This window comes from Pseudomonas sp. S44, assembly GCF_016624805.1.
Lineage (GTDB): Bacteria > Pseudomonadota > Gammaproteobacteria > Pseudomonadales > Pseudomonadaceae > Aquipseudomonas > Aquipseudomonas machongensis.
This window is the reverse complement of record NZ_JACVTY010000023.1, coordinates 1-26,649: the sequence shown is the minus strand read 5'-3', so window position 1 is coordinate 26,649 and position 26,649 is coordinate 1. Positions and strand designations below refer to the sequence as shown.

General features: G+C 63.5%; 29 protein-coding genes. 19 read left to right on the top strand and 10 right to left on the bottom strand.

The features are described from left to right. The 13 genes from IAE40_RS17395 to recX all read left to right on the top strand — a co-directional run bounded on the left by IAE40_RS17395 (nucleotide 1) and on the right by recX (nucleotide 9,946). The gene (locus IAE40_RS17395) at nucleotides 1-303 is read left to right on the top strand and encodes a phage tail assembly protein (RefSeq protein ID WP_200603598.1); all 303 of its coding nucleotides are present in this window, start codon (nucleotides 1-3) and stop codon (nucleotides 301-303) included. A 124-nt stretch (nucleotides 304-427) separates the two neighbouring features. After that, nucleotides 428-2,458: a hypothetical protein gene (locus tag IAE40_RS17390; RefSeq protein ID WP_200603597.1), complete on the top strand. Its 2,031-nt coding sequence runs from the start codon at nucleotides 428-430 to the stop codon at nucleotides 2,456-2,458. A gap of 15 nt (nucleotides 2,459-2,473) precedes the next feature. Beyond that, complete coding sequence (locus IAE40_RS17385) at nucleotides 2,474-3,319, top strand: phage tail protein (protein ID WP_200603596.1); 846 nt, start codon at nucleotides 2,474-2,476, stop codon at nucleotides 3,317-3,319. Further along, nucleotides 3,294-3,500: a tail protein X gene (locus tag IAE40_RS17380; RefSeq protein WP_063545897.1), complete on the top strand. Its 207-nt coding sequence runs from the start codon at nucleotides 3,294-3,296 to the stop codon at nucleotides 3,498-3,500. Before IAE40_RS17385 ends, IAE40_RS17380 begins: the two co-directional genes overlap by 26 nt. 40 nt (nucleotides 3,501-3,540) lie before the next feature. Next, nucleotides 3,541-4,575 carry a phage late control D family protein gene (locus IAE40_RS17375; protein WP_200603595.1) on the top strand — a complete coding sequence of 345 codons (1,035 nt, stop codon included), beginning with the start codon at nucleotides 3,541-3,543 and terminating at the stop codon, nucleotides 4,573-4,575. A 25-nt stretch (nucleotides 4,576-4,600) separates the two neighbouring features. Continuing rightward, on the top strand, nucleotides 4,601-5,185 hold the full coding sequence (locus IAE40_RS17370; RefSeq protein WP_197890593.1) for a 2OG-Fe(II) oxygenase: 585 nt from the start codon (nucleotides 4,601-4,603) through the stop codon (nucleotides 5,183-5,185). A gap of 6 nt (nucleotides 5,186-5,191) precedes the next feature. Then, on the top strand, nucleotides 5,192-6,001 hold the full coding sequence (locus IAE40_RS17365; protein ID WP_197890595.1) for a hypothetical protein: 810 nt from the start codon (nucleotides 5,192-5,194) through the stop codon (nucleotides 5,999-6,001). Nucleotides 6,002-6,051: 50 nt separating this feature from the next. Then, nucleotides 6,052-6,597: a hypothetical protein gene (locus IAE40_RS17360; RefSeq protein ID WP_197890597.1), complete on the top strand. Its 546-nt coding sequence runs from the start codon at nucleotides 6,052-6,054 to the stop codon at nucleotides 6,595-6,597. 102 nt (nucleotides 6,598-6,699) lie between these two features. Continuing rightward, a complete protein-coding gene (locus tag IAE40_RS17355) occupies nucleotides 6,700-7,248 on the top strand; it encodes a glycoside hydrolase family 19 protein (RefSeq protein WP_153773106.1) in 549 nt (182 codons plus the stop codon). Beyond that, on the top strand, nucleotides 7,242-7,742 hold the full coding sequence (locus IAE40_RS17350; RefSeq protein WP_420029855.1) for a lysis system i-spanin subunit Rz: 501 nt from the start codon (nucleotides 7,242-7,244) through the stop codon (nucleotides 7,740-7,742). Before IAE40_RS17355 ends, IAE40_RS17350 begins: the two co-directional genes overlap by 7 nt. A 59-nt stretch (nucleotides 7,743-7,801) precedes the next feature. Beyond that, nucleotides 7,802-8,284 carry a CinA family protein gene (locus IAE40_RS17345; RefSeq protein ID WP_153773105.1) on the top strand — a complete coding sequence of 161 codons (483 nt, stop codon included), beginning with the start codon at nucleotides 7,802-7,804 and terminating at the stop codon, nucleotides 8,282-8,284. Between the two features lie 104 nt (nucleotides 8,285-8,388). Further along, nucleotides 8,389-9,456: a recombinase RecA gene (gene recA / locus IAE40_RS17340; RefSeq protein ID WP_054891029.1), complete on the top strand. Its 1,068-nt coding sequence runs from the start codon at nucleotides 8,389-8,391 to the stop codon at nucleotides 9,454-9,456. Between the two features lie 19 nt (nucleotides 9,457-9,475). Further along, nucleotides 9,476-9,946: a recombination regulator RecX gene (gene recX / locus IAE40_RS17335; protein ID WP_200603594.1), complete on the top strand. Its 471-nt coding sequence runs from the start codon at nucleotides 9,476-9,478 to the stop codon at nucleotides 9,944-9,946. 60 nt (nucleotides 9,947-10,006) lie between these two features. On the opposite strand, the gene IAE40_RS17330 is transcribed toward recX, so the two are convergent. Continuing rightward, entirely contained in the window at nucleotides 10,007-11,125 is a 1,119-nt protein-coding gene (locus tag IAE40_RS17330; protein WP_200603593.1) for an LOG family protein, read from the bottom strand. Nucleotides 11,126-11,482: 357 nt separating this feature from the next. Between IAE40_RS17330 and IAE40_RS17325 the strand changes: the two genes are divergently transcribed. Then, nucleotides 11,483-11,686 carry a hypothetical protein gene (locus IAE40_RS17325; RefSeq protein ID WP_112899004.1) on the top strand — a complete coding sequence of 68 codons (204 nt, stop codon included), beginning with the start codon at nucleotides 11,483-11,485 and terminating at the stop codon, nucleotides 11,684-11,686. Between the two features lies 1 nt (nucleotide 11,687). On the opposite strand, the gene IAE40_RS17320 is transcribed toward IAE40_RS17325, so the two are convergent. After that, nucleotides 11,688-12,110, bottom strand: coding sequence for a quorum-sensing-regulated virulence factor family protein (locus IAE40_RS17320; RefSeq protein WP_054891025.1), 423 nt, complete (start codon nucleotides 12,108-12,110; stop codon nucleotides 11,688-11,690). A gap of 222 nt (nucleotides 12,111-12,332) precedes the next feature. Between IAE40_RS17320 and IAE40_RS17315 the strand changes: the two genes are divergently transcribed. From IAE40_RS17315 to IAE40_RS17305, 3 genes are all read left to right on the top strand, one after another. Then, complete coding sequence (locus tag IAE40_RS17315; RefSeq protein WP_065862255.1) at nucleotides 12,333-13,043, top strand: tRNA-uridine aminocarboxypropyltransferase; 711 nt, start codon at nucleotides 12,333-12,335, stop codon at nucleotides 13,041-13,043. Nucleotides 13,044-13,299: 256 nt separating this feature from the next. After that, entirely contained in the window at nucleotides 13,300-13,950 is a 651-nt protein-coding gene (erdR, locus tag IAE40_RS17310) for a response regulator transcription factor ErdR (protein ID WP_200603592.1), read from the top strand. Between the two features lie 72 nt (nucleotides 13,951-14,022). After that, a complete protein-coding gene (locus IAE40_RS17305) occupies nucleotides 14,023-14,388 on the top strand; it encodes a diacylglycerol kinase (RefSeq protein WP_054891022.1) in 366 nt (121 codons plus the stop codon). A gap of 3 nt (nucleotides 14,389-14,391) precedes the next feature. On the opposite strand, the gene finR is transcribed toward IAE40_RS17305, so the two are convergent. After that, nucleotides 14,392-15,318 (bottom strand): LysR family transcriptional regulator FinR, encoded by a 927-nt coding sequence (gene finR / locus IAE40_RS17300; RefSeq protein ID WP_054891021.1) that lies wholly within the window; start codon nucleotides 15,316-15,318, stop codon nucleotides 14,392-14,394. A 121-nt stretch (nucleotides 15,319-15,439) separates the two neighbouring features. Between finR and fpr the strand changes: the two genes are divergently transcribed. Then, a complete protein-coding gene (gene fpr, locus IAE40_RS17295) occupies nucleotides 15,440-16,219 on the top strand; it encodes a ferredoxin-NADP reductase (RefSeq protein ID WP_054891020.1) in 780 nt (259 codons plus the stop codon). A gap of 66 nt (nucleotides 16,220-16,285) precedes the next feature. Here the strand turns inward: fpr and tsaA are convergent, their stop codons facing one another. From tsaA to rimO, 5 genes are all read right to left on the bottom strand, one after another. Next, nucleotides 16,286-16,981 (bottom strand): tRNA (N6-threonylcarbamoyladenosine(37)-N6)-methyltransferase TrmO, encoded by a 696-nt coding sequence (tsaA, locus tag IAE40_RS17290; protein WP_200603591.1) that lies wholly within the window; start codon nucleotides 16,979-16,981, stop codon nucleotides 16,286-16,288. Nucleotides 16,982-16,988: 7 nt separating this feature from the next. After that, complete coding sequence (locus IAE40_RS17285; RefSeq protein WP_054891018.1) at nucleotides 16,989-17,450, bottom strand: DUF1456 family protein; 462 nt, start codon at nucleotides 17,448-17,450, stop codon at nucleotides 16,989-16,991. A gap of 49 nt (nucleotides 17,451-17,499) precedes the next feature. After that, nucleotides 17,500-18,210: an rRNA pseudouridine synthase gene (locus tag IAE40_RS17280; protein ID WP_112899002.1), complete on the bottom strand. Its 711-nt coding sequence runs from the start codon at nucleotides 18,208-18,210 to the stop codon at nucleotides 17,500-17,502. 111 nt (nucleotides 18,211-18,321) lie between these two features. Further along, nucleotides 18,322-18,780: a GNAT family N-acetyltransferase gene (locus IAE40_RS17275; RefSeq protein WP_200603590.1), complete on the bottom strand. Its 459-nt coding sequence runs from the start codon at nucleotides 18,778-18,780 to the stop codon at nucleotides 18,322-18,324. 109 nt (nucleotides 18,781-18,889) lie between these two features. After that, nucleotides 18,890-20,221 (bottom strand): 30S ribosomal protein S12 methylthiotransferase RimO, encoded by a 1,332-nt coding sequence (gene rimO, locus IAE40_RS17270; protein WP_200603589.1) that lies wholly within the window; start codon nucleotides 20,219-20,221, stop codon nucleotides 18,890-18,892. Between the two features lie 268 nt (nucleotides 20,222-20,489). On the opposite strand from rimO, the gene IAE40_RS17265 reads away from it, so the two are divergent. Beyond that, nucleotides 20,490-22,388, top strand: coding sequence for a potassium transporter Kup (locus tag IAE40_RS17265; RefSeq protein WP_054891014.1), 1,899 nt, complete (start codon nucleotides 20,490-20,492; stop codon nucleotides 22,386-22,388). 37 nt (nucleotides 22,389-22,425) lie between these two features. Here IAE40_RS17265 and IAE40_RS17260 read toward each other — a convergent pair whose 3' ends face one another. Both IAE40_RS17260 and mprF read right to left on the bottom strand, forming a co-directional pair. Next, nucleotides 22,426-23,718 (bottom strand): virulence factor family protein, encoded by a 1,293-nt coding sequence (locus tag IAE40_RS17260; RefSeq protein WP_125931573.1) that lies wholly within the window; start codon nucleotides 23,716-23,718, stop codon nucleotides 22,426-22,428. Next, complete coding sequence (gene mprF, locus IAE40_RS17255) at nucleotides 23,718-26,360, bottom strand: bifunctional lysylphosphatidylglycerol flippase/synthetase MprF (protein WP_063545884.1); 2,643 nt, start codon at nucleotides 26,358-26,360, stop codon at nucleotides 23,718-23,720. The genes IAE40_RS17260 and mprF overlap by 1 nt, the downstream gene beginning before the upstream one ends. Between the last annotated feature and the right edge of the window lie 289 nt (nucleotides 26,361-26,649).

Here is a 26,649-nt window from a genome sequence, read left to right as displayed (position 1 = left end):
ATGGCTCAGGAAAACCGCCAGCCCCAGTGGCTGAACCTTGCAGCCGACCGCGTCACGGTGCGTTTGTCGCGTCCGAGCGAGGCCAATGGCATTCAGGTCGACAGCCTGACGTTGCGGGCCCCGACGGTGCGTGACATGCGCAACGCCCAGGCCGGCGGCGCCAGCGACGACGAGCAGCGCGAGCTGAACTTGTTCGCCTCGCTGGCCGAAGTTGGCATCAAGGACCTCGAAGGCCTCACCCTGAAAGACTACGGCCGCTTGCAGTCCGGGTATTTTCGCCTGGTGCAGGACGACGAGGTTTGACCCGACCCGGCAGAAGGCCGCCGCAAGGCGGCTGGCCAAGGAGCTGAACTTTTCCGCGAGCGAAATCATGACCATGTCGTTCAGCGACATGGTCTGGTGGCTTTCGGATTGAGAGGATTAACGGATGGCGAACAAATCAGGGATTGCCCTGGGGGAAGCCGTCGCATCTGGCTCGGCTTTCCCTGGCGCGCTCGATGACTATCGCGCCAGGTTTACCGATCATTGGGCGCCTTACGGCAAGGCGCTTCAATCGTTTTCATCACCGCTGGATATCTGGCGACCAGGCCCGTATCCATCGGTCGTGCCACAGCTGTCGAACTGGCAAGGACTCACTCCGGCACTGGAGCACCAGCCGTTACCCTTGGCTGAACAGGGATGGCGCGCATCCAACTCACCCCCGTTCGAGTTGCCCGCTCAGATCGTACATGCGTACCCCCAGCCTCGGCCGCGCGCAGATTCAACTCCCCGGATCAACGCTGATGCACCTGAAGCCCGCCAAGGGGTGGTGTCGGGGGAGGGCGAAGCAGTTTCGTCAGCCTCTGCTGATCCCACGCCGAGCCGAGCCACTGCCCGTACTCGAGCAGGGGCTGCGGCCAAGGAGGCTGCCTCTGCAACCAAGTTGGATTTGGGGTTGAAGCTCTTCCACACCGCTTCCACCGCCACCACGCCGAAGGAGCAGGCAGTGGGCTATCTCAGTGCGGTTGGGTCGGCAGTCGGCACATTAGGCGGCAAGGCCTTGGGAGCGGCGGTGCCGCGCTGGGGCACGATGGTTTCGGAGGTGGGCGGCGTTGCCTTCGGTATGGCTGGCGACAAGCTGGGCGCCTGGGCTGGCGAGCGGGTCACGAACCCTGCATCGGAGACAGCCAAGGACAAACCGCCATCAACGCCGGTATCGACTCAGTCGAAACCTGACGCGGATCCTTATTCGACGCTGTCTGGCTCAGTCAAGGACGCGCTTACGACTGCTGCGGTGGTGGGCGGGGGTTATGCCAGCTGGGAAGTACTCAAGCGGCGTTACACCAACCCAGGTGCTGTTGCTGGGACCGCCAAGGGCGTCGCAGAGAACCTCAAGGCATTGAAAATACCCCTTGCTTCGATGTTCATCGAGGCTGGTGCAAAGGCGGCCTATACCTATGGCACGGCGCAAACCCGTGAAGAAAGGTGGAGCGGTTATGGCGGCGCGGCAGGGGGCCTGATCCTTGGTGGCGCCCTGGGTGCCGCCGGATCGTTGCTGGGTCCGATCGGTACCACGATAGGGATGTCGGTCGGCAACTTTGTGGGCGATCAGGTTGGGTCGGCGGTTGGCAAATATTTGGCCACCCAGTACCCGGAGCCTGCCTCCACAGAGCAGCCGGTACGGCGAGGGCTGCCGGCCAAGGCGAGCGGGACGGCAAAGGAGCAGAGCCCGGAGCGTGCCAGGTCGTCGGGACCGCCGTCTCCTCTTCGGCCGCCGGGACTTATGGCGCAGTTTGCAACTGCCGCAAGCGTTTCATCGCAACGGCGGCCTACGATGTTGACTATGCCGAAGCCGGGTTCGACTGCTGACACTGCCGGCATGGACAAGGCTCTCGTCAGGGATCTGTTGAGGCCTCCTGTGGATGAAGGGAGGGCAGCAAGTGTGGTGGCCAAGCAACGGGTTGCAGGCGCCATCGCTGAGCCTCGTGCATGGCCTCCGGCGATTCCTGGTCTTTCGTTGGTCCCCGGTATCGTGCCTTCTCCCAGATTCGAAAGTCATGGCGCCAGCGTTGCGCCCGCTGCCGTAAAGGTCGAGCTCCCTCGATCGCCTCAGAAGCCGTCAAGGCCGGCTGCTGTACTGGGGTTGCCGAAGGTTGCGGTGCAGGCCTCAGCGTCTGGACGTTCAGCTCTAATGGACAAGCCCGCAGTAGAGGTGCAGGTACCAGCCGCGCAGTTGTCAGTGCCGCCGCAATCCAGCGTCCTGCCAGATGCTCCGCCTCAAGCCCCGGCCCAACCGGTCATTACCAGCGTTGCTGGTCAGCCACTCAGCTTCACCACCAATATCCCCATCACGCTGCAAGGCGCCGCTGTTGCACACGACCAACTCGCCACCGATCTGGAACTGGCTGTGCGCCGGGTACTGGAAGAACGGCAAAGAGCTGATGAAGCGCGTCTGGCAGACCCTCTACGACAATTTTGAACCGGAGGGACATTCATGACCTACCTGGAGCAGTTGCAGGCCGCACTGCATGCACTGGTCAAGGCGGGCGAGGAGGGGCGTCGGCGTGCCGGCGCCATGCTCGACCCGATGAACCAGGCCGTGGACCACGTCAAGGAAGCCGCGGCTGAACTCGAAGCATTGCCTTGGATCGGTCCGGCCATCGGCCAGCGCCTGCAACGTACCCTGCGTGCCATCGACTCGGCACAAGGGCGTGTCAACAAAGTGATTGCCCGCTACGACAAGAGCGTCGACGAGGTGCGCAAGGTGCAGGAGCGTGTCGATGCGTTCTCCGAACACCTGAGCAAGGCTGGCGCGGCGATCCGCAAGGTGGTGGGCGATGCCCGCGCGGTGGCAAGCGGGGTGCTCTTCACCTTCGGCTTCGCACCGCTGACAACGCCGACCGCCGAAGCGATCAAGCCATTCCCGCACCTGCTGGTGCTGCAACCGCTGAAGGCCAATGCCACACCGTACTACTTCAACCTCGATACCGCCGCGTTCGACCAGTTGCGTCGCCAGACCCGCTTTCGCTGGGCCGCCCAGGAACGCCTGAGCCGCGACAGCGCGCAGCAGGCCGTCGGCCAGGGCGAGGAGACGATCAGCATCCGTGGTGCGATCTTTCCCTCCTTCAAGGGCGGTCTGGGCCAACTGCAGACCCTGCGCAGCATCGGTCGCCAGTTGCTGCCCCTGAGCCTGACCACAGGGTACGGCGAGGTGCTCGGCAACTGGTGCCTGACCAGCATCGACGAAGACCAGAGCAACCTGCTGGCCGGGGGCATTCCACGCAAACAGGGTTTTTCACTGGAGTTCACCCGCTATGGCGAAGACCTGCAAAACGTCTGACGGCGACCTGCTCGACACCCTCTGCCAGCACTACTACGGCCACCTCAACCGCACGGTCGAAGCTGTGCTGGAGGCCAATCAGGGGCTGGCCGATGAAGACCAGCCCCTGCGCGCCGGCGTGATGATCCTGCTACCGGACCTGCCCACTGCCACGGTCAGCAGCGTGCAGCTCTGGGACTGAGCGCAGGCCCATATCCACACCGACAACGGAGGCATGAGTCATGCAACCTGTCTTCAGCATCAAGGCCGATGGCAAGGACATCACCGCCCTGATCAACGACCGCTTGTTGCTGCTGCGCACCACCGACAAACCCGGCATGGAGTCGGATACGTTCGAGCTGCGCATCGATGCCCGCGACGGTGCCCTGGCCCTGCCGCCTCGCGGCGCGGTGCTGGAGGTGCACCTGGGCTACGCCGGGCAGCCGCTGACGCTGCTGGGGCGCTTCACCGTCGATGAGGTCGAGCTGTCCGGGCCGCCGGACACCCTGGTGATCCGCGGCAAGGCCAGCGACCTGTGCGGCAGTGGCAGAACCATCCGCAGCGGCAGTTGGGAGAATGTTCCGCTGCAACGCATCATCGCCGAGATCGGTGCGCGCAACGGTTGGCAGGCGATCTGCCCGGTCGCCCTGAACGTGCCGCGTATCGACCAGTACAGCGAGTCGGACTTCAACTTCATCACCCGTCTGGCCCGCCAGTACGACTGCACCGCCAAGCTCGCCAACGGCCAGCTGCTGGTGCTGCCGCGCCAGGGCGGGCAGAGCGCCAGCGGCAAGACGCTGGGGTTGGTAACGCTGCGGCGCAGCGACATCAGCCAGTGGCAATTTCGCCTGGACGACAAGGCCACTCGCAAGGCCGTGCGCACCCGTCACCAGGACAGTGCCAGCGGCGAGCTCAAGGTGGTCGAACTGAGCAACGCCGAAAGCTCGGGCAGCCAGCGTCCTGTTCATACCGACCGCCACCTGTACCCCAATCGCGCCGCCGCCGAACAGGCTGCCCGCGCACGCCTGGCCAGCTTCAATCGCGAGACTGCCAGCGTGCGCCTGGACATGCCTGGTCGCACCGACCTGTTCGTCGAGCGCAGCATAGAGGTCAGTGGTTTTGTCGACGGGCTCGACGGCCAGTACCTGATCGACTCGGTCGAGCAGGTGTTCACCGGCTCTGGCTGGCGCACCACCGTGCAGTGCAACGGTGGCAAGGCGGGCAAGGCCAAGAGTGCCGGGCGTGCAGCGGGCAGGCCCGCTTCTCTCAAGGCCTAGGCCGTTTTCGACAAGGAGTCTCTTCATGCAATCGAGTTTCAACCCGGATGCGATCCAGGTGCTGGACGACCTGCTCAGCCCCAAGGAGCTGTCCATGCTCGCCCAGCGGCTGGCCGGCCCTGTATGGCGTTTCGGCTGGGCGCAGCACTACGGCGTATTGGACCGACCGTGCTGGCATGCCTTCATTGCCGGCAGCGCACGCGAACAACGACAGGACTGCGAGCAGGAACTGCGTGAGCGCGCAGGCTGGACGTTCCTGGCCGACTGGTGGGCCGGCTTCAAGGACAGCCATCTGCCGCAGGCAACATTGCTTGGGGTCTACGCCAATGGCCAGACCAGCGGCCAGGACGGCCCTATCCACCGCGACAACCGCCCGGATGAGCCGGGCAAGACCCTGGTCATGTTCTGCAACGAACACTGGGCTTCGGCCTGGGGCGGCGAGCTGCTGTTCTTCAACGCCGCCAAGACCGATGTGATCAAGGCCGTCCTGCCCAAGCCCGGGCGAATCGTGCTTTTCGACGGACGCATTCCCCACAGCGCCAGATCGCCCGCCGCAAGCTGCAACCGCTTGCGCGTGAGCCTGGCTTTCAAGACCCTCATCAAGGAGTAGATAACCATGGCTGGAACAGTCGAACTGATCGTCGGTTATGTCGACAAGGCGGCGGGTACCGGTGCAGCCGGCACGTCGCTGATCGATCAGTACAACAGCGACAAGGAGGGCTTCGCCCTGGTCAACCAGAGCACCCAGACGGTTGCGACGGTGGCTGGGGTGACTTCCATGGTCAAGCTCACAGCCGGCTTCACGCCGTTCCTGAGCGTGACCACCAACACGCTGGCCGCGACCACGGTGTTCGTCAAGATCACCGCGGAGTACCGCACCGAGCAGCCGTTCAACACCGGCGATGTCATCAGCCTGGTGGGCAACGTTGCCGGCGTGGTCGGCGGTATTGCCCTGCTGGCCGGGTTCGGCCCTGCAGCGGCCTTGTTCACGGCGGTCGGTATTGGCGCCAACGTCTCGGGCATCATCACCTCCGACGTCAGGAACAACCTCTACCAGTCGCTGGTGAAACCGGTTTGGGAACAGTATTTCAGCGCCAACCCCCAGGCCAGCTATCCTGACTACTGGGTGGCGCCGGACCTGAAACTGGCCACGCTCGCCGAGCTGGGCGCCTACTACGCCGATCGCATCGCCACCAGTCACTGGGATCCGGCAACGGGGGCGGTATCGCTGTCCAGCGACAGCCGGAGCGTCTATGACGAGGGTGCGGCGGCTGGCGGCGGGGGAGGGGGCTATGTCGAAGGAGGCAGCTCCGGTACTGCGCCTGTGGTCTATCCCGATCTGCCGGACGCCTGGATCGATATCGGGCCGATCGAGATCGTGAACCCGGGCGATGTGTACCTGGGCAGCGATCAATACCATCGCTGAGGTTCATGGTAGGGTTGCGCTCCAGCCCAACGGTCATCGATAACGGACATATGGCTTCACTCGCCTCTCAGCTTTCTGCGCTCACGCCCCGCCAGCGTTTCATCGTCCTGCTGCTCCTAGCGATCTGCTTCCTTGCGTTCGCCGCGATCTATGCGCGGGGATATCGCGACGCTCCTGCGTCGGATGACACCCGGCTGGTCACGCTCGACGGTCGACTGACGACCCACCCCCAAGTCTGGAAGCCCCAGCCCGAGTTGGTCAGCTTTGGCGTGGCCTACGACCTGGACGGTCAGCGTCGGCAGCAGGGTTTGTATGCTTATCGCAGTGCGTTCGAGCAGGCGGGAATCGGTATGGGCACCGTGCTCAGGCTGACCGTGGAAGGCTCCGGGCGGGTGCGAGCTCTGGCCAGTGAAGAGGGCCGTATCCTGTTCGATGACCGGCTCAACCAGCAGGTCATCGAGTGGAACAATATTTCGATCCGGCGCGGCGTAATCGTCAGTGGCGTCATGTCGGCTGCAGCGCTGGCCTTCGCGCTGCTGACCGGCTGGCGGCACCGGCGGCGCATTTTTTCCCGAGGCGGTGCTGCCGAAGGCTGACGTCTCGCACCGATCCTCTGCGCCATCGTCCAGGACGCAGTCCACACCCCACTCCCAACCCAGGCTTGCCTGGGTTTTTTTTGCTTGCCAGGGAGGTTCTGCATGCTCACCGAGCGGCAACTCATTCAGATCTATCCACTCGCCGGCCAGCGTGTCGGCACGTTTCTCACACCTCTCAACGAGGCCATGGCCCGTTGGGAAATCGACCATCCCAAGCGCATCGCCGCCTTTCTCGCCCAGGTCGGTCATGAGTCCGACCAGTTACGCTATGTGAAGGAGCTGGGCAGCGATCGCTATCTTTCACGCTATGACACCGGCCCGCTGGCCCTGCGCCTGGGCAACACGCCCGAGGCCGACGGTGATGGCCAGCTGTATTGCGGTCGCGGCCTGATCCAGGTCACCGGGCGCAACAACTACCAGGCTTGCAGCCGTGCGCTGTTTGGTGATGAGCGGTTGCTGGCGCAACCCCAGCTACTCGAGCAGCCACGCTGGGCCTGCGAGTCGGCGGCCTGGTTCTGGCAGTCGCGCGGGCTCAATGCCCTGGCCGATCGTGGTGAGTTCAACCGCATCACCCGACATATCAATGGTGGGCTCAATGGCCTGGATGAGCGCCTCAAGCTCTGGGCCAGGGCTCGGGAGGTATTGTGCTGAGCCGCCTGCAGTTTGCTGCGTACGTTGCCTCGGTACTGTTGCCCGCCGCGTTGGCCTGGCAGGTTCAGGCCTGGCGCTACGAGCGTCTGCTCGCCGAGTCGGACGAGTTGCAGGCGCGCCAGCGGGTGGAGCAGGCCGAGGTGCTCAACGAACAGCTGCGTAGTGAGCGCGAGCAGCGCCAGGCGCTCGAGCGACGGCTGCACGACAGCGAGTCGATTCATTTCCAGGAGCTTACCGATGCGCAACAGAATCAGGCTCGGCTGCGTGATCGCCTTGCTACTGCCGATCTGCGCCTGTCGGTCCTGGTCGAGCGCGACGCCACCTGTTCCACAATGCCTGCCGCCACCGGCGCCAGCGGCGTGGATCATGGCGCCGTACGCGCCCGACTTGACCCGGCGCATGCTCGACGAATTATCGCCATCACCGACGACGGCGACCGGGGGCTGATCGCCCTGCGCGCCTGTCAGGCCTACATCCGCGCGCTGGCGCCGTGAATCCTTGCCTGGGGGGATGAGGGTGGTAGGGTAGTGCGCAGTCACGCAAGGAGCCTGCCATGGACCCGATCACCGTACTTTCTACCCGCCTGGGCGAACACCTGCGCCGCTTCAATGCGCAGGTGAGCACCGCCGAGTCCTGCACTGGTGGTGGCATCGCCGAAGCGATCACCCGTATTCCCGGCAGTTCGGCCTGGTTCGAGGCGGGTTACGTCACCTATTCCAACGCCCAGAAGACCCGCCAGCTTGGCGTCCCCGAGGCACTGTTCACCCAGGTTGGCGCCGTCAGCCAGGAGGTTGTCGAGGCCATGGTCCGTGGTGCCCAGGCCGCCAGCGGCGCGCGGTTTGCCGTAGCGGTCAGCGGTGTCGCCGGGCCGGATGGCGGCTCGCCGGCCAAACCGGTAGGCACCGTGTGGCTGGCGTGGGGCGATGGAGCCGACGTGAGCAGCGAGCGTCGCCACTTCGAGGGCGATCGCGAGGCGGTGCGCCGACAGACGGTGATCGCTGCGTTAGACGGCTTGTTACAGCTTGGTGCCGAGTAAATCGCTCGACGGGGGTTTGCGGAAACGAATCCCTGTGGAATAATACTGGCTACTTATACAGGTATTCCGGCCATCAGGGCCAAGTCGAACACGTGAGGATTTCAATGGACGACAACAAGAAGCGCGCCTTGGCTGCGGCCCTGGGTCAGATCGAACGCCAATTCGGCAAGGGCGCAGTCATGCGCATGGGCGATCACGAACGCCAGGCCATCCCGGCCATCTCCACCGGCTCGCTGGGCCTGGACATCGCCCTCGGCATCGGCGGTCTGCCAAAGGGCCGTATCGTCGAGATCTACGGCCCGGAATCCTCGGGCAAGACCACGCTGACCCTGTCGGTCATCGCCGAGGCCCAGAAGAACGGCGCCACCTGCGCCTTCGTCGACGCCGAGCATGCTCTCGACCCTGAGTACGCTGGCAAGCTCGGCGTCAACGTCGATGACCTGCTGGTCTCGCAGCCAGACACCGGCGAACAGGCCCTGGAAATCACCGATATGCTGGTGCGTTCCAACGCTGTCGACGTGATCATCGTCGACTCCGTGGCGGCCCTGGTACCCAAGGCTGAGATCGAAGGCGAAATGGGTGACATGCACGTCGGCCTGCAGGCCCGCCTGATGTCCCAGGCGCTGCGCAAGATCACCGGTAACATCAAGAACGCCAACTGCCTGGTCATCTTCATCAACCAGATCCGTATGAAGATTGGCGTGATGTTCGGTAGCCCGGAAACCACCACCGGCGGTAACGCCCTGAAGTTCTACGCCTCGGTCCGTTTGGACATCCGTCGTACTGGCGCTGTGAAGGAAGGCGACGAAGTGGTGGGCAGCGAAACCCGCGTCAAGATCGTCAAGAACAAGGTTTCGCCACCTTTCCGTCAGGCCGAGTTCCAGATTCTCTACGGCAAGGGTATCTACCGTAACGGCGAGATCATCGACTTGGGCGTCTCTCAAGGCCTGGTCGAGAAATCCGGCGCCTGGTACAGCTATCAGGGCAACAAGATCGGCCAAGGCAAGGCCAACGCTGCCAAGTACTTGCAAGAGAACCCGGCCATCGGTTCGGAAATCGAGAAGCAGATTCGTGAGAAGCTGCTGACCTCCGGCGCTGTCGCCGCTGCTGGCAAGGCCGCCGCCGCTGAAGCTGATGCCGACGATATGGCTGATGCTGAAGCCGGTTATTGATATCGCTGGTTGATCGCGCATGTCGTCCGTCGTACTCGACACCCCCGTCGCCGTTCGGCGGACAGCCATGGACCTGCTCGCGCGCCGCGAGCACGGTCGTGTCGAGCTGACGCGCAAGTTGCGTCAGCGCGGTGCCACCGATGAGCTGATCGAGCCTGCGCTCGATCGGCTTGCCGAGGAAGGGCTGCTCAGCGAGGCGCGCTACCTGGAAAGCTTCATTTCCTATCGCTCCAACTCCGGCTATGGCCCCGCACGTATTCGTGAGGACCTGAGTCAGCGAGGGCTGAACCGTGGCGATATCGATCAGGCACTGCGCGAGAGCGGTGTGGACTGGTCGGCCCGCCTACGGGACGTCTGGCAGCGCAAGTTCGCCGGGCAACGTCCTCAGGATCCCCGCAGTCGCGCGCAGCAAACGCGCTTTCTCGCCTACCGTGGTTTTTCCATGGACATGATCGGCCGGCTGCTCAGCGGGCGCGACCTCGATGAATGACGGCCAGTACGGCTGACCAGGCAGATATCTGCCAGGTCAGCCGTACTGGCCGTTTTTCGTTCAACTGACTTTCAGCGCTTCTCGCGCATGCTGGGTCGTGTGTATGGGCTGAGGTTTTGCCCAGTTTTCCGGCAGGTTGATGAAGTCCACCAGTTCACGAAGGCGCCCCTGATCACGGCCGTTGAAGGCGAAGGTCAGGCGGGTCAGGTGGTTGAAGTCTCCTACTTCATGTTCTGCACTGCTGTCGGGCTGTTGATGATACTTGCCGCTCAGGCGCAGGTCGGCAAAACCCTCCTGGATGTCGCATAGCGCAGCCTCGCTCAAGGGGTGCAGCATGCGGATCACGAACTGGTTCTTCAGCCACCGGCTCGAGTGGTAGTTACTATAGAACTGTTTGATCTCTTCAACGGCCTCGTCGGCGCTGTGTACCAGGCGTACCAGCTTCAGGTCGCTGGGCAGGATATAGCGGTTCTCTTCCAACTGACGGCTGATGAAGTTCAGGGCATCCTGCCAGAAGCTGCCGCCAGGCGAGTCCAGCAGTACCACCGGCACCAGCGGGCTTTTGCCGGTCTGGATCAGGGTCAGCACTTCCAGCGCTTCGTCGAGCGTGCCGAAGCCACCCGGGCAAAGGACCAGTCCGTCGGCCTCCTTGACGAAGAACAGCTTGCGGATGAAGAAGAAGTGGAAGGGCAGCAGCTTGTCGGTGCCGTCCACCGTGGCATTGGCATGTTGCTCGAAAGGCAGGGTGATATTGAAACCCAGGCTGTTCTCGGCACCGGCGCCTTCGTGGGCAGCGGCCATGATGCCGCCACCGGCACCAGTGATGACCATCAGCTCGGAGCGTGCCAGTGTGGCGCCCAGTTCCCGGGCCAGGGCATACATCGGGTGTTCCTGGGGTGTGCGAGCCGAGCCGAACACCGTGACTTTGCGTCGGCCCTTGTAGCGTTCGAGAGTACGGAAGGCGTGATCCAGTTCGCGCAGGGCCTGCAAGGTGATCTTGGCGTTCCAGCGGTTGGCGTCGTCGCTGGCCATGCGCAGTACGGTCAACATCATGTCGCGGTAGAGGGGCAGGTTGGGGCTGTTCGGTGCCACCAGTTGCAGTTGTTCGTCAATCCTGCCCAGGTCGATTCCCTGGTCGCTGAAGTGCTTGGACAGCAGTTCATTCGGTAGGTAAGGCATTCAACGTCTCCTTCTGCAGCAAAACCTCTGACCGGTCGATGGTGAGTACCGGCCACGACACTGCGTGTGTCGCTGGCTGCTGTGGCTCGAGTGTGCATCCCGAGCATTGCAGTAGGCCTTCAAGGCCGTGATGCAGTGGCTTGTATCCATCTTGTCTGTTTTCGTTGCGGATCCGGCAACGTCGTGGCGTCGGCAATCTCCTGTGCTTGCCGAAAATGCCTGTCGTTTGCTTTCAATCTAGACGCTGGCGCGCGATCGTGCCGGTTCGCTGAAGGTCAACCGTTCGTCTGATCGGATCCAATCCTTGCCGAGCTTTGTTTAACTGAGGGGCAGAGGGCGATGCAGGGAGGAAGAAGCATGCATCGGTTGGTCATCGAGGTGGACCTGCAGTTGTATGAACTGCTCAGGCGTGCGGCCCAGGACCATCACTTGAGCCTGGAGGGCGAGTGCCTGCGCAGGTTGCAAGGCGCCGACAGGCAATCACGTTACCTTCAGGCCCTGCTGGCGGATCTGCGCGCCGATGAGGAGCAGCGGCGCGCCAGCGACGATCAGGTCGCCTGAATCACTTCTTCTTGTTGCCAGCGGTGCAGCTGGCAGCGTCGAACGCCTGGTCCATGACCGGCTGGTTGGTCTTGTAGACGGTGAAGCGGTAGACCATCACCGCGCCCTTGGTCATCAGTTGGCGGTAGCCGGTGTTGCGGCAGACGCTGTCGCCCAGCTGGCTGCGCACCAGCGCCGGGTTTTCCAGCATGCGCTGGGCATGTTCTTCACGCACGCTCAGGTGGTTGACCAACGCCTTGCCCTTCTCGACGGTGTAGCCCTGATCGAGGATGTCTTCGTTGACGGCGCGTGGCGTGCCGACGCTGCTCTCCTTGGCAACCTTCTGCAGCATCTGGTTCAGCTCGTAGTCCTGCTTGGACGCTGCGTTGGCGGCAAGCGGCAGGGCGAGCATCAGGCTCAGGGTCGGGACGATAAGACGCAGCATGAATCTCTCCTGGTTCGGTGACTGGCGCTTTGACCCGCGCCGGCAGGCGGCGTTCCATGAACAGGTCGCGCTCCAGGCGCAGCCGCCGCCAAAGGCTCGATTATAAGGGAGCCTGGCAGTGGCCTGCACGGCAAACCTGCGCCCGCTCTGGTAGACTTGCACCTTTGTTTCCCGCCGAGTTGTCGCAGTGTCCATCCTATTCCCGTCGCCAGGCTTGCAGCCATGAGCCATGCGGTAGCGCGTCTGCGCGCCGAGCGTCTGGCGCGCAGCAATAAACCCTTCGTCGCCCGCGGTTCGCGAGCCGATCGCTGCCCGGACTGCCGGGTTATCGCCAGCCATTGCCTGTGCGCCTGGAAGCCTCGGGTCGACGCCCAGGCCGGCATGTGTCTGGTGATGCACGACACCGAGCCATTGAAGCCGACCAACACCGGCTGGCTGATCGCCGACCTGATCGAAGACACCTGGGCCTTCGGCTGGCAGCGCACGGATGTCGATGCGCGCTTGCTGGCGCTGCTCGAACAACCCCAGTGGCAGCCCTATATCGTCTTCCCTGGTGAGTTCGTCGCACAGGAGCGAGTGGTCAACGAAGTGGTGTGCGAGCCCGGCAAGCGGCCGCTGTTCATCCTGCTCGACGCCACCTGGACCGAAGCGCGCAAGATGTTTCGCAAGAGCCCGTACCTGGATCGCTTCCCGGTGCTGAGCCTGGAGGCCGAGCAGATGTCGCGCTACCGCCTGCGCCGCTCCAAGCGTGACGATCATTTCTGCACCGCGGAAGTGGCGGCCATGTGTCTGGACCTGGCCGGCGACAACCGTGCCTCCCAGGCGCTGGATGCCTACCTTGACGTGTTCAGCCTGCACTACTTGAGCGGCAAGCGACACCTGGCACTGGACGACCAGGATGAGCCGCATCAACGCTTGCATACCTTCCTATAGTCCAAGGGGCAAGCTAGCCGGATTGGTTCATACTGTCGAGCAGGTCGCCAGGGTGGGCGAGGCCGCCGGGCAATTGGCTTGACCACCCGGACGGTGCTCGGCATCCTTGGCGCCGATTCGGCCACGACGCAGCCGCTACCCCTGGTCTGCATCGTGCCCTTGCCGCTGGCGGCGCCGCCGCCCGCGCCTTGAGTTGCCCGCCAGGCACAGGCCCCATACCCAACAGCGCCTGGCACAGAACAGGACCCCTGGATCGATGGCTACATATGAAATCCTGATTGCCGATGACCATCCGCTGTTCCGTAGCGCCTTGCGCCAGGCCATGACCCTCGGCCTTGGGCAGGACGTACGTCTGGTGGAGGTGGCAAGCATCGCCGAACTGGAAACCCGCCTGACCGAGAAATCCGACTGGGACCTGGTCCTGCTCGACTTGAACATGCCAGGTGCCTATGGCTTCTCCGGGCTGGTCCTGCTCCGCGGCCAATACCCGCAGATTCCGGTGGTGATGGTGTCGGCGCAGGAAGAGGCGGCCGTGGTGGTCAAGTCCCGTGAGTTCGGAGCCAGCGGTTTCATTCCGAAGTCCAGCCCGCTGGAAACCATCCAGGACGCCGTGCGCAAGGTGCTCGACGGCGAAGTGTGGTGGCCGCCGCAGGCGTTCGAAAAGGTTGATGTGTCGGCCGAGGCCAAAGCCGCCAGCGAAGGGCTCGCAAGCCTGACGCCGCAGCAGTTCCGGGTGCTGACCATGGTCTGCGAAGGTTTGTTGAACAAGCAGATCGCCTACGAGCTGAGCGTTTCGGAGGCGACCATCAAGGCCCACGTCACCGCGATCTTCCGCAAGCTGGGCGTGCGTACCCGGACCCAGGCCGCCTTGCTGCTGCAACAACTTGAATCGGTTTCAGCCAACTGAGCCTTCCGGCTTCACGCTTTTTTGACCCAGGCTGGACTAGCCTGCAGGTCTTTTTCAGGTGAATTGACTCACATGTCGCCATTCAAGGGCCAGACCGGCCTGAAACGCATCTTCAATGCCGCCGGCTATTCGCTCGACGGCCTGCGCGCCGCCTTCAAGGGCGAGGCTGCCTTCCGCCAACTGGTGCTGCTCAATGTGCTGCTGATCCCGACTGCCTTCTGGTTGCCGGTCAGTCGCGGCGAGCGTGCGATCCTGATCGCGGTGTGTCTGCTGGGGCTGATCGTCGAGCTGCTCAACTCGGCGGTCGAGGCTGCCATCGACCGCATTTCGCTGGACCGTCACCCCTTGTCGAAGAACGCCAAGGACATGGGCAGTGCTGCGCAGTTGGTGGCAATGAGCATGGTGGCGCTGGTCTGGGGCGTAATCCTGCTCGGCTGACGCTCAGGCGATGGTCGGCAGCACGATCTCGTCGCTGCGCTGCACCCCCGCAGTGAAGCTGCGGCACAGCTCGAGAAACTCACGCATGGCTGAGGTCTGGTACTTCTGCTTGTGCCAGATGAAGTAGAACTGGCGCAGCAGATCCAGCTCCGGGGTTTCCACTGCCACCAGGCTGCCGCGCCTGAAAGCGTCGCGCAGCGCGAGACGTGAAATGCAGCCGATCCCCAGACCCGACTCCACGGCGCGCTTGATCGCTTCCGTATGTTCGAGCTCCAGGCGGATGTTCAGGTTGGCGCGGTGGTGGCGCATGGCCTGGTCAAAGGTCAGGCGGGTGCCTGAGCCTTGTTCGCGCAAGATCCACGCCTCCTGGGACAAGGCCTCGATATTGGCGCGGCCGACCTTGGCCAGTGGATGCTGCGGAGCGCAGAACACCACCAGTTCGTCCTCGACCCAGGGTTGCACCTCCAGGTCAGGGTGGTTGCAGTCACCCTCGATAAGACCCAGGTCAATTTCGTAGTGCGCCACCTGTTGCACAATGTGCGCTGTATTCTGCACGTGCAGCTTGACCTGGCTTTCCGGGTGCACCTGCATGAAGCTGCCGATCAGCAGCGTTGCCAGGTAGTTGCCGATGGTCAGGGTGGCGCCGACGGCGAGCGAGCCGAAGCCGGACTTGCCATTGAGCAGGTCTTCGATTTCCTTGGCCTGGTCGAGCAGGGCTACTGCTTGGGGCAGCAACTGATGGCCCAGGGCGTTGAGGCTCAGACGCTTGCCGGCGCGATCGAACAGCTGGCAGCTGGACTGGCGCTCCAGTTCGGTGATGGAAGTACTGGCCGCCGACTGCGAAAGGGCCAGTACATTGGCCGCTCGCGATACGCTTTGATGCTGGGCGACGGCGACGAAGACTTGAAGCTGGCGGAGAGTGAATCGCATATCTATATAACCGATAAGTCATATCTTGATAATTCAGTTAACAGATATTCTCGCTGCCCCTAAACTATCGCGCAACTGCGCGTCTTGCGCGCGCCGCGTTTTTCTTCAGGAGCCCCACTAGATGAGCAACATGAACCACGAACGTGTCCTCAGTGTGCATCACTGGAACGACACCCTGTTCAGCTTCAAGTGCACCCGCGACCCGGGCCTGCGCTTCGAGAACGGTCAGTTCGTGATGATCGGCCTGCAGCAGGAAAGCGGCCGTCCGCTCATGCGTGCCTATTCGATCGCTTCGCCGAACTGGGAAGAGCATCTGGAGTTCTTCAGCATCAAGGTGCCGGACGGTCCGCTGACCTCCCAGCTGCAGCACCTGAAGGAAGGCGACGAGATCATCATCAGCAAGAAACCGACCGGCACCCTGGTGCTGGACGACCTGAACCCGGGCAAGCACCTGTACCTGCTGAGCACCGGCACCGGCCTGGCACCGTTCATGAGCGTGATCCAGGACCCGGAAACCTACGAGCGTTTCGAAAAGGTCATCCTGGTGCATGGCGTGCGCTACGTGAACGAAGTCGCCTACCGCGAGTTCATCACCGAGCACCTGCCACAGAATGAATTCTTCGGTGAAGCGGTGCGTGAGAAGCTGATCTATTACCCGACCGTGACCCGCGAGCCGTTCGAGAATCAGGGCCGTCTGACCGACCTGATGCGCAGCGGCAAGCTGTTCAGCGACATCGGCCTGCCTCCGATCAACCCGCAGGACGACCGTGCGATGATCTGCGGCAGCCCGAGCATGCTCGACGAGACCAGCGAAGTGCTCGACAGCTTTGGCCTGAAGATCTCGGCGCGTATGCGCGAGCCAGGTGATTACCTGATCGAGCGTGCATTCGTCGAGAAGTAAGGCGAATTGCGGCATAAAAAAACGCAGACCAGGGGCTGCGTTTTTTTATGCCTGGAGAATGTGAATTCAGGCTTCGCGTGCGACCTCCAGCACCCGGATCACTTCCGGCTGCGGATAATGCCAGCGCACCTGCACATCCCAGAACTTTACCCCGTAGACGCGTTGCGCAGGCGGCACCTGGTAGGCCGGGCGCGGGTCCTGGGCCAGGCACTGCTCGATGAGCTCCACCAGTGGTTCTGCCAGGCGCAGAGCATGCTCGTGGGCCTGGGGCAGGGCACTATCGCTCCACTGCACGTTGATCGGCAGTGGCGCATCGCTGGCCATCTGGTTGACGGCATTGTCGATGCTGTCGGCGTAGGGCACGTAGGGTTTGATATCCAGCACTGGGGTACCGTCCAGCAGGTCGATGCCGGACAAGAGCAGACGCCCCGGCTCCACGCCCTCGAGGCGCACCACCGACTGGCCAATACCATTGGGGCGATGGGTGGCGCGCGTGGCGAACACGCCCATGCTCTTGTTGCCGCCCAGGCGCGGTGGGCGCACCTTCAGCCGGGGCTTTTCTTCCAGTGCTTGATGGAACAGGAACAGCAGCCACACGTGGCTGACCTGCTCCAGGCCCTGTACCGCGTCACCCTGGTCGAACGGCGGCAGCAGCTCCAGCACGCCACGTGCGGCAGGCGCCAGGCGCGGCTGGCGGGGGATGGCGAACTTCTCCTTGAAGCAGGAACGGACGATGCCCACCGGTGTGACGCTGTGCTGCATGATCGGCTCAGCCACGTACGCGAAGGGTCAGGCCCTTGAGGAAGTTGCGCAGCAACTGGTCCTGGCAGGGCCGGTAGTTGTCATGCCCGACCTTGCGAAACAGCGCGCTGAGTTCGGGCTTGGACACCGCGAAATTGACCGACTTGAGAATCGCGTGCAGGTCATCTTCCTTCAGCTCGAACGCCACCCGCAGTTTCTTAAGCACGGTGTTGTTGGTCACCGGCAGCTCGACGGGCTGGGGCGCACGGCTGTCGTCCTTGCCACGGCGGTGGATCACCAGGCCATCGAGAAAATGGGCCATGACGCGTTCCGGGCAGCGCACGTAGCCGGCTTCGTCTTCCTTCTTGATGTAGCCGGCAAGCACCACCGGGTTCACTTCAAGGCCGGACAGGGCGATGATTTCGGCCATCTTGGCGTCGTTCACCTTGAGCATGTAGCGCAGGCTGCGCAGGACATCGTTGTGGTTCATGTGACTCGAATCCTTTTCAGGGCCGCACCTGGCGGCGCGGCGGTATCGCTTAGAAACGTTCGCTGGCGGCCAGGTAGCGCCACTGACCCAGGGGCAGCTTGCCCATCGACACACCACCCAGGCGAATGCGACGCATACCGAGCATTTCCAGGCGAAGGTAGGCGCACAGTTCGGAAATCTGCCCAGGCTGCGGGTTTTTCAACACCAGGCGCAGGTGGGTTTCGTTCTGCCAGCTGGCCTTGGCCCGCGGCAGTTCCCGGTCATTGCGCGTGGCACCACGGGCCAGGCGCTCGAGCGCCTGCGGTGTGGTTTCACCGCGTACCTCGATGATGTATTCCTGCTCCAGGCGACGCAGGTCGGCGTCGATCTTGCGGGTTACCCGCCAGTCCTGGGTGAATACCTGCAGGCCGCTGGCGCCGCGTTCGAGCGGGGCGAGGCAAGTCAATCTGGCGAAGTGCCCGTGCAGGGGGCGCACGCCTTCGCGGTGGGCTTCGCTGAGGCTTGCCAGGTTCATGCTGGCGCGGGCAGCTTCACTGTCCTGGCCCTTGGGCTGGTTGAGCAGCAGGGTAACCGGCTCCAGTGTTTCGGCACGGGCACCCGGGAGCAGTTCGACACGCTGAGTTTCAACCTTGAACTGCGGTTGCTCGACAACGACTCCATCGACCGTGACCCAGCCGCCCTCGATGTACAGTTCGGCCTCGCGGCGGGAGCAGCCGAGCTGTTCGATGAGGCGTTTGGACAGACGGACGGGTTCGGACATGAGCAGACATTCGCAGGGCAGGGAAAGGCGTCCATTGTACCCGTCCGAGCCGTGCTGCGGCTGGGAATCTGTGCCATTTCGGCCATTTGCACAGCGGTGGCGGCGCAGTTGCTAGCCCTGTGGGCGGATCAGTCGCATATGCAGCAGCGGATACGGCTGACCCAAGCCATCGGTTTCCGAGCGGCCCGCTATCTCGAAGCCCTCATGCAGGTAGAAACCCAGCGCCTGGGGGTTCTGTTCGTTGACGTCCAGGCGATCGGCGTTGAGCTCGGAAATGACGTGATGCAGCAGGCGCTTGCCAACGCCTTGGCCGCGGTGCTCAGGGGCGACGAAGAGCATGTCGACACGGCCGTTGGCGACGCCGGTAAAGCCGAGGATCCTGCGTCGAGTGTCCCGGCAGCAGACCAGCATCACGGCGTCCAGATAGCGGCGCAGTACATGGTCGCGCAGCAGCACGATGTAGGCGTCGGGGAGAAAGTCATGAGTGGCGCGCACCGATGCTTCCCAGATACGGACCAGTTCGGGGTAGTCGCTGTAGTGGGGGGTATGTAGCGTCAGGTGCAAGGACATTCTGTATTCCTCGGGTAGTGAGGAAAACATAGATGCTGCAGCACAGGTGTGCGGATTTTTTCTGTCTGGCAGGCCCTTTCGCGGTGTTACGCGCGAAAGGGCGTGACGATCAGATGGGCTCGGCCCACATGTCGTATTCGTCGGCATCGACAATACGGCAACGGACCTTGTCGCCCGGCTTGAAGCCGTGGTTACCGTCGATGAACACGCTACCGTCGATTTCCGGTGCGTCGAAGAAGCTGCGACCTACCGAGCCCTGTTCCTCGACCTCGTCGATCAGTACCTCGATCTCCTTGCCGATACGCAGTTGCAGGCGTGCAGTGCTGATCGCCTGCTGGTGGGCCATGAAACGGTCCCAGCGATCCTGCTTGATCTCATCCGGGACTTCTTCCAGGCCCAGGTCGTTGGCTGGGGCGCCTTCGACCGGCGAATACTGGAAGCAGCCGACGCGGTCGAGCTGGGCTTCGGTCAGCCAGTCGAGCAGGTACTGGAAGTCCTCTTCGGTTTCGCCGGGGAAGCCGACGATGAAGGTCGAGCGGATCACCAGCTCCGGGCACTGCTCGCGCCAGTTCTTGATGCGCGCCAGGGTACGGTCCTCGAAGGCCGGGCGTTTCATGGCCTTGAGCACCTTGGGGCTGGCGTGCTGGAACGGGATGTCCAGGTACGGCAGGATCTTGCCGGCGGCCATCAGCGGGATCACGTCATCGACGTTGGGGTAGGGGTAGACATAGTGCAGGCGCACCCAGGCGCCCAGGCTGCTCAGCGCTTCGCACAGCTCGAGCATGCGGGTCTTGACCGGGCGACCGTTCCAGAAGTCGGTCTTGTACTTGACGTCGACGCCATAGGCGCTGGTGTCCTGGGAAATCACCAGGATCTCCTTGACGCCAGCCTTCACCAGGCGCTCGGCCTCGCTCAGCACTTCGCCGACCGGGCGGCTGACCAGCTTGCCGCGCATCGACGGGATGATGCAGAAGCTGCAGCTGTGGTTACAGCCTTCGGAAATCTTCAGGTAGGCGTAGTGGCGCGGGGTCAGCTTGACACCCTGCGGCGGCACCAGGTCGATCAGCGGGTTGTGGTCCTGGCGCGGTGGCACCACCTCGTGTACGGCATTGACCACCTGCTCGTATTGCTGTGGGCCGGTGACCGACAGCACGCTGGGGTGCACGTCGCGAATGGTGCCTTCCTCGACACCCATGCAGCCGGTGACGATGACCTTGCCGTTTTCCTTGATCGCTTCGCCGATCACTTCCAGCGACTCGGCCTTGGCGCTGTCGATGAAGCCGCAGGTGTTGACCACCACCACGTCGGCGTCTTCGTAGGTCGGAACGACTTCATAGCCTTCCATGCGCAGTTGGGTGAGGATGCGCTCGGAGTCGACCAGGGCCTTGGGGCAGCCCAGGGAGACAAAGCCGACCTTCGGCGTGGCGGGAGTGGTGGACATGACTAACCTCGGTATTGAAACAGGTCGCGCCTGCCAGTGGCGGCGCGATCCGGGCGGGCGTTTTTGGCGCCTCTGATCAAAAAGTGCGCAATTCTAGCGAGCGCAAGGTCGCTTGACCAGCAGAAAAGCGACGAGCGCTGCGCTATGCTTCGCGCCGTTGTGTCCGGGTAGCAATGATAGCCGGATGACGACAGCGGTCCGGGCGCTGCGAGCATGGCGTCCGGTGCGAATACTACCGGCCCCGAGGGGCCGTCTGCGGGAGTGGTCGATGGTTCAGGCAAGCAGTCACGCCGAGGGTGGGCATGGGGCGGCACGCCCTTTGGGCCTGCTGGTGGCAGCTGTTGGGGTGGTCTATGGCGATATCGGTACCAGCCCGTTGTATACCCTCAAGGAAGTCTTTACCGGCGGTTATGGCGTACAGGTCGACCACGACGGGGTGCTGGGCATCCTGTCGCTGATTCTCTGGTCGCTGCTGTGGGTCGTGTCGTTCAAGTACGTGATGTTCATCCTGCGTGCCGACAACCAGGGCGAGGGCGGCACCATGGCGCTTACCGCACTGGCGCGGCGTGCCACGGCCGCGCATCCGCGGCTGCGCATGCTGATGGTCGGCTGCGGGCTGGTCGGGGCCTCGCTGTTCTATGGCGACAGCATGATCACCCCGGCAGTCTCGGTGTTGTCGGCGGTCGAGGGCATGGGGCTGGCGTTCGACGGCATCGACCACTGGGTGGTGCCGATCTCGCTGGTGGTGCTGGTGGCACTGTTCCTGGTGCAGAAGCATGGTACCGAGAAGATCGGCAAGGCCTTTGGGCCGATCATGGTTGCCTGGTTCCTCGTGCTGGCTGCGCTCGGCGTGCATGGCATCCAGCAAAGCCCGGAAGTGCTCAAGGCGTTCAATCCCGGGTGGGCGTTGAACTTCTTTATCGTCCATCCAGGGATGGGCGTGGCGATTCTCGGTGCGGTGGTGCTCGCGCTGACCGGTGCCGAGGCGCTGTACGCCGACATGGGCCACTTCGGGCGCAAGCCGATCGCCCGTGCCTGGTTTGCCCTGGTGCTGCCAGCGTTGGTGCTCAACTACTTCGGCCAGGGCGCGATGCTGCTGCAAAACCCCGAGGCGGCGCGCAACCCCTTCTACCTGCTGGCGCCAAGCTGGGCGCTGCTGCCGCTGGTCGGGCTGGCGACGATGGCTACGGTGATTGCCTCCCAGGCGGTGATTTCCGGCGCCTTCTCCCTGACCCGCCAGGCCATTCAGCTGGGCTACGTGCCGCGGATGCAGATCCAGCACACCTCCAGTGACGAGCAGGGGCAGATCTACATTGGCGCCGTGAACTGGACCCTGATGGTCGGCGTGGTGCTGCTGGTGATCGGCTTCGAGTCTTCCGGCGCCCTGGCTGCGGCCTACGGGGTCGCGGTGACCGGCACCATGCTCATGACGACTATCCTGGTTTCTGCGGTGATGCTGCTGCTGTGGAAATGGCCACCGGTGCTGGCAGTGCCGCTGCTGGTGGGGTTCCTGTTGGTGGATGGGCTGTTCTTCGCCGCCAACGTGCCGAAGATCGTGCAGGGTGGTGCTTTCCCGGTACTGGCGGGGATCGTGCTGTTCGTGCTGATGAGCACCTGGAAGCGTGGCAAGCAGATTCTCGTCGAGCGTATCGATGAGGGTGGCCTGCCGTTGCCGGTATTCATCAGCAGCATTCGTGTGCAGCCACCGCATCGCGTCGAGGGGACGGCGGTGTTCCTCACGGCGCGTGCCGATGCGGTGCCCCATGCGTTGTTGCACAACATGCTGCACAACCAGGTGCTGCACAGCCAGGTCGTACTGTTGACGGTGGTCAGCGAGGATCGGCCGCGGGTACCGGAGTCTGAGCGCTTCGAGGTCGAGGCCTATGGCGACGGGTTCTTCCGCGTATTGCTGCACTTTGGCTTCATGGATGAACCGGACGTACCGGCGGCACTGCGCCTGTGCCATCTGGAAGAGCTGGATTTCAGCCCCATGCGCACCACCTACTTCCTCAGCCGCGAGACGGTGATCGCCTCGCGCCTGGAAGGCATGTCGCGCTGGCGCGGGAACCTGTTCGCGTTCCTGCTGAAGAATGCCAACGGCAACTTGCGCTTCTTCAACCTGCCGCTGAACCGGGTGATCGAGCTGGGAACCCAGGTCGAGATCTGATTGAAACGACAAGGGCCGCGATGCGGCCCTTGTCGTTTTACTGCTCGGCGACGTTCGACTTGCCCTGGCGGGTCTCGATCTCGCCGATCAGGCGCTTGGCCAGCGCCGGGTAGTTCTCGTCGAAGTGATGACCGCCTGGCAGCTTCATGCGCTCGCCCACGGCCGTCTTGTCGGTGCAGCCGCTCTCGTCGGTTTCTTCCACACCATAGATGCACACCACCTTGGCGGCAGGCAGCTTGGCCATCTCTGGTCCGGTCGGGGCCTCCTGGCCTTCCTTGCCCAGCCAGCCCTCCACTTCGATCTCGAAGCTGCCACTGCGGGCGAAGGCCAGCAGGATCACCGCGTCGATGCGCTTCTGGTCGGCCTCCGGCAGGCGATTGTAGATCGCCGGCAGTACATCGGCACCGAACGAATAGCCGGTCAGCACGAAGCGCTTGGTACCCCATTTCTGCCGATAGTGCTGCATCAGTTCCGACAGATCGGCAGCGCTCTGTTCAGGCGTCTTGTGCTGCCAGTAGTAGCGCAGGGTATCGATGCCGACCACCGGGTAGCCGAGCTTGGCCATCTCGCCCGCCACGTCGCGGTCCAGGTCGCGCCAGCCGCCGTCACCGGAGAGGAACAGGGTGACGGTATCGGTGGTCTGGCCGGCTGGCACTTCCACCACGGGAATGGCCAGGGCGTTGCCATCGCGCCCCACCAGGGCCTGGGTCAGCTGGGCCTTGAGTACCTGCGGCAGGTGAATGTCATAGTCGCTGATGCTGGTTTCGGCGTTGGCCTGGTCGCGCACGAAGGCAGCGCTGGCGTCGTCGGGGTTATCGTTCCAGGCCACGTTCCAGTGACCGTGGGCAGCGGTTTTAGGCAGCTCAAGCTTGCAGTCTGGTTGTTCGAGGTTGAAGTCGACCGAGATGGCTCGGGCCTTGTCGTCGTTCTGCCCGGCCAGCCAGCGCCAGGCCTGCGAGGCGCCTGGCCCGATGCCGGCAACCAGGGTCGGCTTGCCGGAGAGCTTGCCCATGGCCTGGTCCAATGCCACTTGCTGCTTGCTGCAGTCGCCGGTCGGCAGGATCACCTGCACCAGTTGCGCTTCACCGGCCTGGCTGAGATCCAGCAGTTGCTTGTCGGTCAGTGCCTGGTCATGGGGTACGCCAACCGCGACCAGGGTCTTGGCGCGCACGCCGGGCGTGACCCGGGTCAGATTACTGCCATCGTCCAGGGTGAAGTGCTCGATACGGGCTTCGGGGGCAGGGCGGGTCCATAGCCAGAAGGCCCCACCGCCAGCCAGCACGGCGAGCAGCAGGGGGATCAGCAGGTACAACCAGTAACGTCGGGTCATCAGCGTTTCACCAATCCAGTCAGGCCGCCAGCAATCAGGGCGGCGGTATCAGCCAGTGCAACCAGGGGGTCCAGCCCGGCTGGCACAGCCATGTAACGGGGTTCCCAGTCCGGCTGGAACTTGTCCTTGAAGCGCCGCAGGCCCTGGAAGTTGTAGAGCTGCTCGCCGCGCTGGAACACCATCGAACCCAAGCGTTGGGTCAGCGGTGCGCCGCGACGCGGTTGCAGGCCGGAAAGCGGGACCATGCCCAGGCTGAAGCGGGCATAGTCGTGGCTTTTGTAATGCAGGATGAGGCCCAGCATCATGAATTCCATGGTCAGCTTCGGTGCCTCGGGGTGTGCGCGCATGAGGTCCAGGCTGGCCAACTCGTTGCTGTGGGTTTCCAGCAGGTTGGCGAAGGCCACCGGGCGGCCCTGGAAGCGGATCAGTGCAATACGGAAATGTTGCAGGTACTCCGGGCTGAAGCGGCCCAGCGAGAAGCCTTTTTCGCGCACGTTCTTGCCAGCCAGCCAGGCGTCGGAGATTTCCCTGAGCTCCTGCAGGGGCGCATGCCCGGGTTCGTGGACTTCCAGGGTCAGGCCGTCGCGGCCGCCACGGTTCCAGGTGTAGCGCAGGTCCTTCATCTCCTTGCCCTTGGCTTCGAGGTCGAAGCGGCGCAGGTCGACCCGTGCCTCTTCGCCAAGCTTGATCGCGGTCAGGCCGATGTCCATGTAGAACGGCAGGTTTTCCGCGCGCACCTGGTAGAACACCGGGCGGGCGTGGTGCAGGTCGCAGAGGTCGCGGAACTGCCAGATCATCTCGGCACGCTCCTGGGCCGGGCCGATCGGGTCGTACAAGGCGACCAGGCTGCGGCCACGACGGGCATACATGAGGAAGGCGTTGTCGTTGGGGTGGAACAGCAGCGCCTTGTCACCGGTCAGGGCCAGGCCCCCGTCGGGCTGATCGGACGCCAGCAGAATGCGGTTGGCGCGCTGCAGTTCGTCTTCGCTCGGCAGGTGAATCACCGGGCGCGCGGTGCGTAGCAGCCAGGTCAGGGCGACGATCACCAGCAGTACTGCACTGCCCAGTGCAGCGCGCAGGCCGCGCGGAGCATCGGCGTCGAGGGTGAATTGCCACCACAGTTTGTGGCTGTAGGGGACGTCCTGATAGGCGAACAGCAGCAGCCATACCGAGGCACCGACCACGCAAGCGCTGGCTACCAGGTAGATCGGCGAGAACGGCAGCTCCAACAGGCGGCTGGGGCGATAGAACGAGCGCCGGAACAGGGCGAGCAGGGCGGTGGTGAAGATCATCATCGACGCCTCTTCCCAGTCGAAGCCCTTGAGCAGCGACAGCAGTGCGCCGGTCAGCAGCAACACCGTGGTCAACAGCCAGGCCGCTGACAGGCGGCGACGCAGGCCCTGTGCCAGCAACAGGCAGAGGACGCCGATCAGGCTTGCGCCGAAGTGCGAGGCGTCGATCAGTCGATGTGGGATGAGAAAGCCCATGTGCTCCAGGCGGCTATCGATCTCTGGGGTAACGCCGGAGAACAACAGCACCACGCCGGACAGAAACACCAGGATCGCCAACACAGGAGCGGCGAGCCCGGATGCAGCCTTGATCGCCTGTTGGGCGAACAGCAGGCGGCGGGCCTCGTTTACCAGTAGCAGAACGCAGGCCACCAGCAACGGCAGTACCACGTAGATCAGGCGATACAGCAGCAGTGCCGCGGCCAGGGGCGCCGCGCCCAGCTCGTTGGCGAAGGCGGCGAGCAGGATCGCTTCGAACACGCCGACGCCGCCGGGCACGTGGCTGAGTACGCCAGCGGCGAGGGCCAGCAGGTAGACCAGTACGAAAGCGCCGAATGGCGGGGCTTCGGGCAACAGCAGGTAGAGCACCGTGGCGGCGGCTGCGACGTCCAGCGCGGTGATGAGCAGTTGCAGGGCGGTCAGGCGTGCACCGGGCAGGCGCAGGGTGCGACGTCCGACCTGCACCAGCAGATTGTCGGCCAGAGGTTGCTCGGCGGCGCGGCGGCGATAGAGCCCCATGGCCAGGACGGCGCAGGCCAGCAATACCGCAACGGCGATGCTGCCCAGCAGTGTCGGGGACATGCGCAATGCGGTGGAGGCCGCGGTGAGGTCGCTCAAGGTGGCCACTGCTGCCAGCGGAGGCAGTGCGCAGCCCAGCGAGAGGCTGGCGAACACGGTCATCCGCGCGACTTCTGCAGCCCCCAGCCCCTTGCGCGCATAAAGGCGATAGCGCACCGAACCACCGGAAAGCATCGACAGGCCGATGGCATTGCCGATGGCGAACGCACTGAAACCACCCAGCACAAGCGTGCGGGGTGGAAGCTTGACACCTGCATAGCGGGCCGCGGACCACTCGTATCCCAGCAGGGTCACGAAACCTGCCACCGTGGCCAGCAAAGCACCGAGCAGCGCCTGCTTGGGCACGCTGAGCATGGCGTCATGCAAGGCATAGATGTCCAGCTCGCTCAGCAGGTGGCGGCAGGCGATCAGCGCCATGGCGAACAACAGCAGGGTTATCGCCAGTCCGATGGGCTGGCGGTATTTGCTGAGGCGTTCGAGCCACGGCAGACGCTGTGCTGCCGCAGGCAGGGCTGCGGTGATCGGGGCCTGGGAGTCTGGAGAGCGGGAGGTCATGAAATACCTCGTGCGGCGAGCGCGAGGGGGAGGAGACGTGCGGCCAAGTGAAAGTCCCTTTGGAAAACGTGTCCAGATAGTACTCCGGGTGGAGTAGGTTTATCCGTTTCAGGTTAGTTAAAGTTAGTTCATTGAGGTGCCAGACAAAGGGCAAAGCGCGTACGACAGGATGTTTTAAAGGGCAAACGCAACAAGCCCCGCGCTATCCAAGGATAGGCGGGGCCTGTTCTGACGAATATGGTTGCGGGAGCCGGATTTGAACCGACGACCTTCGGGTTATGAGCCCGAC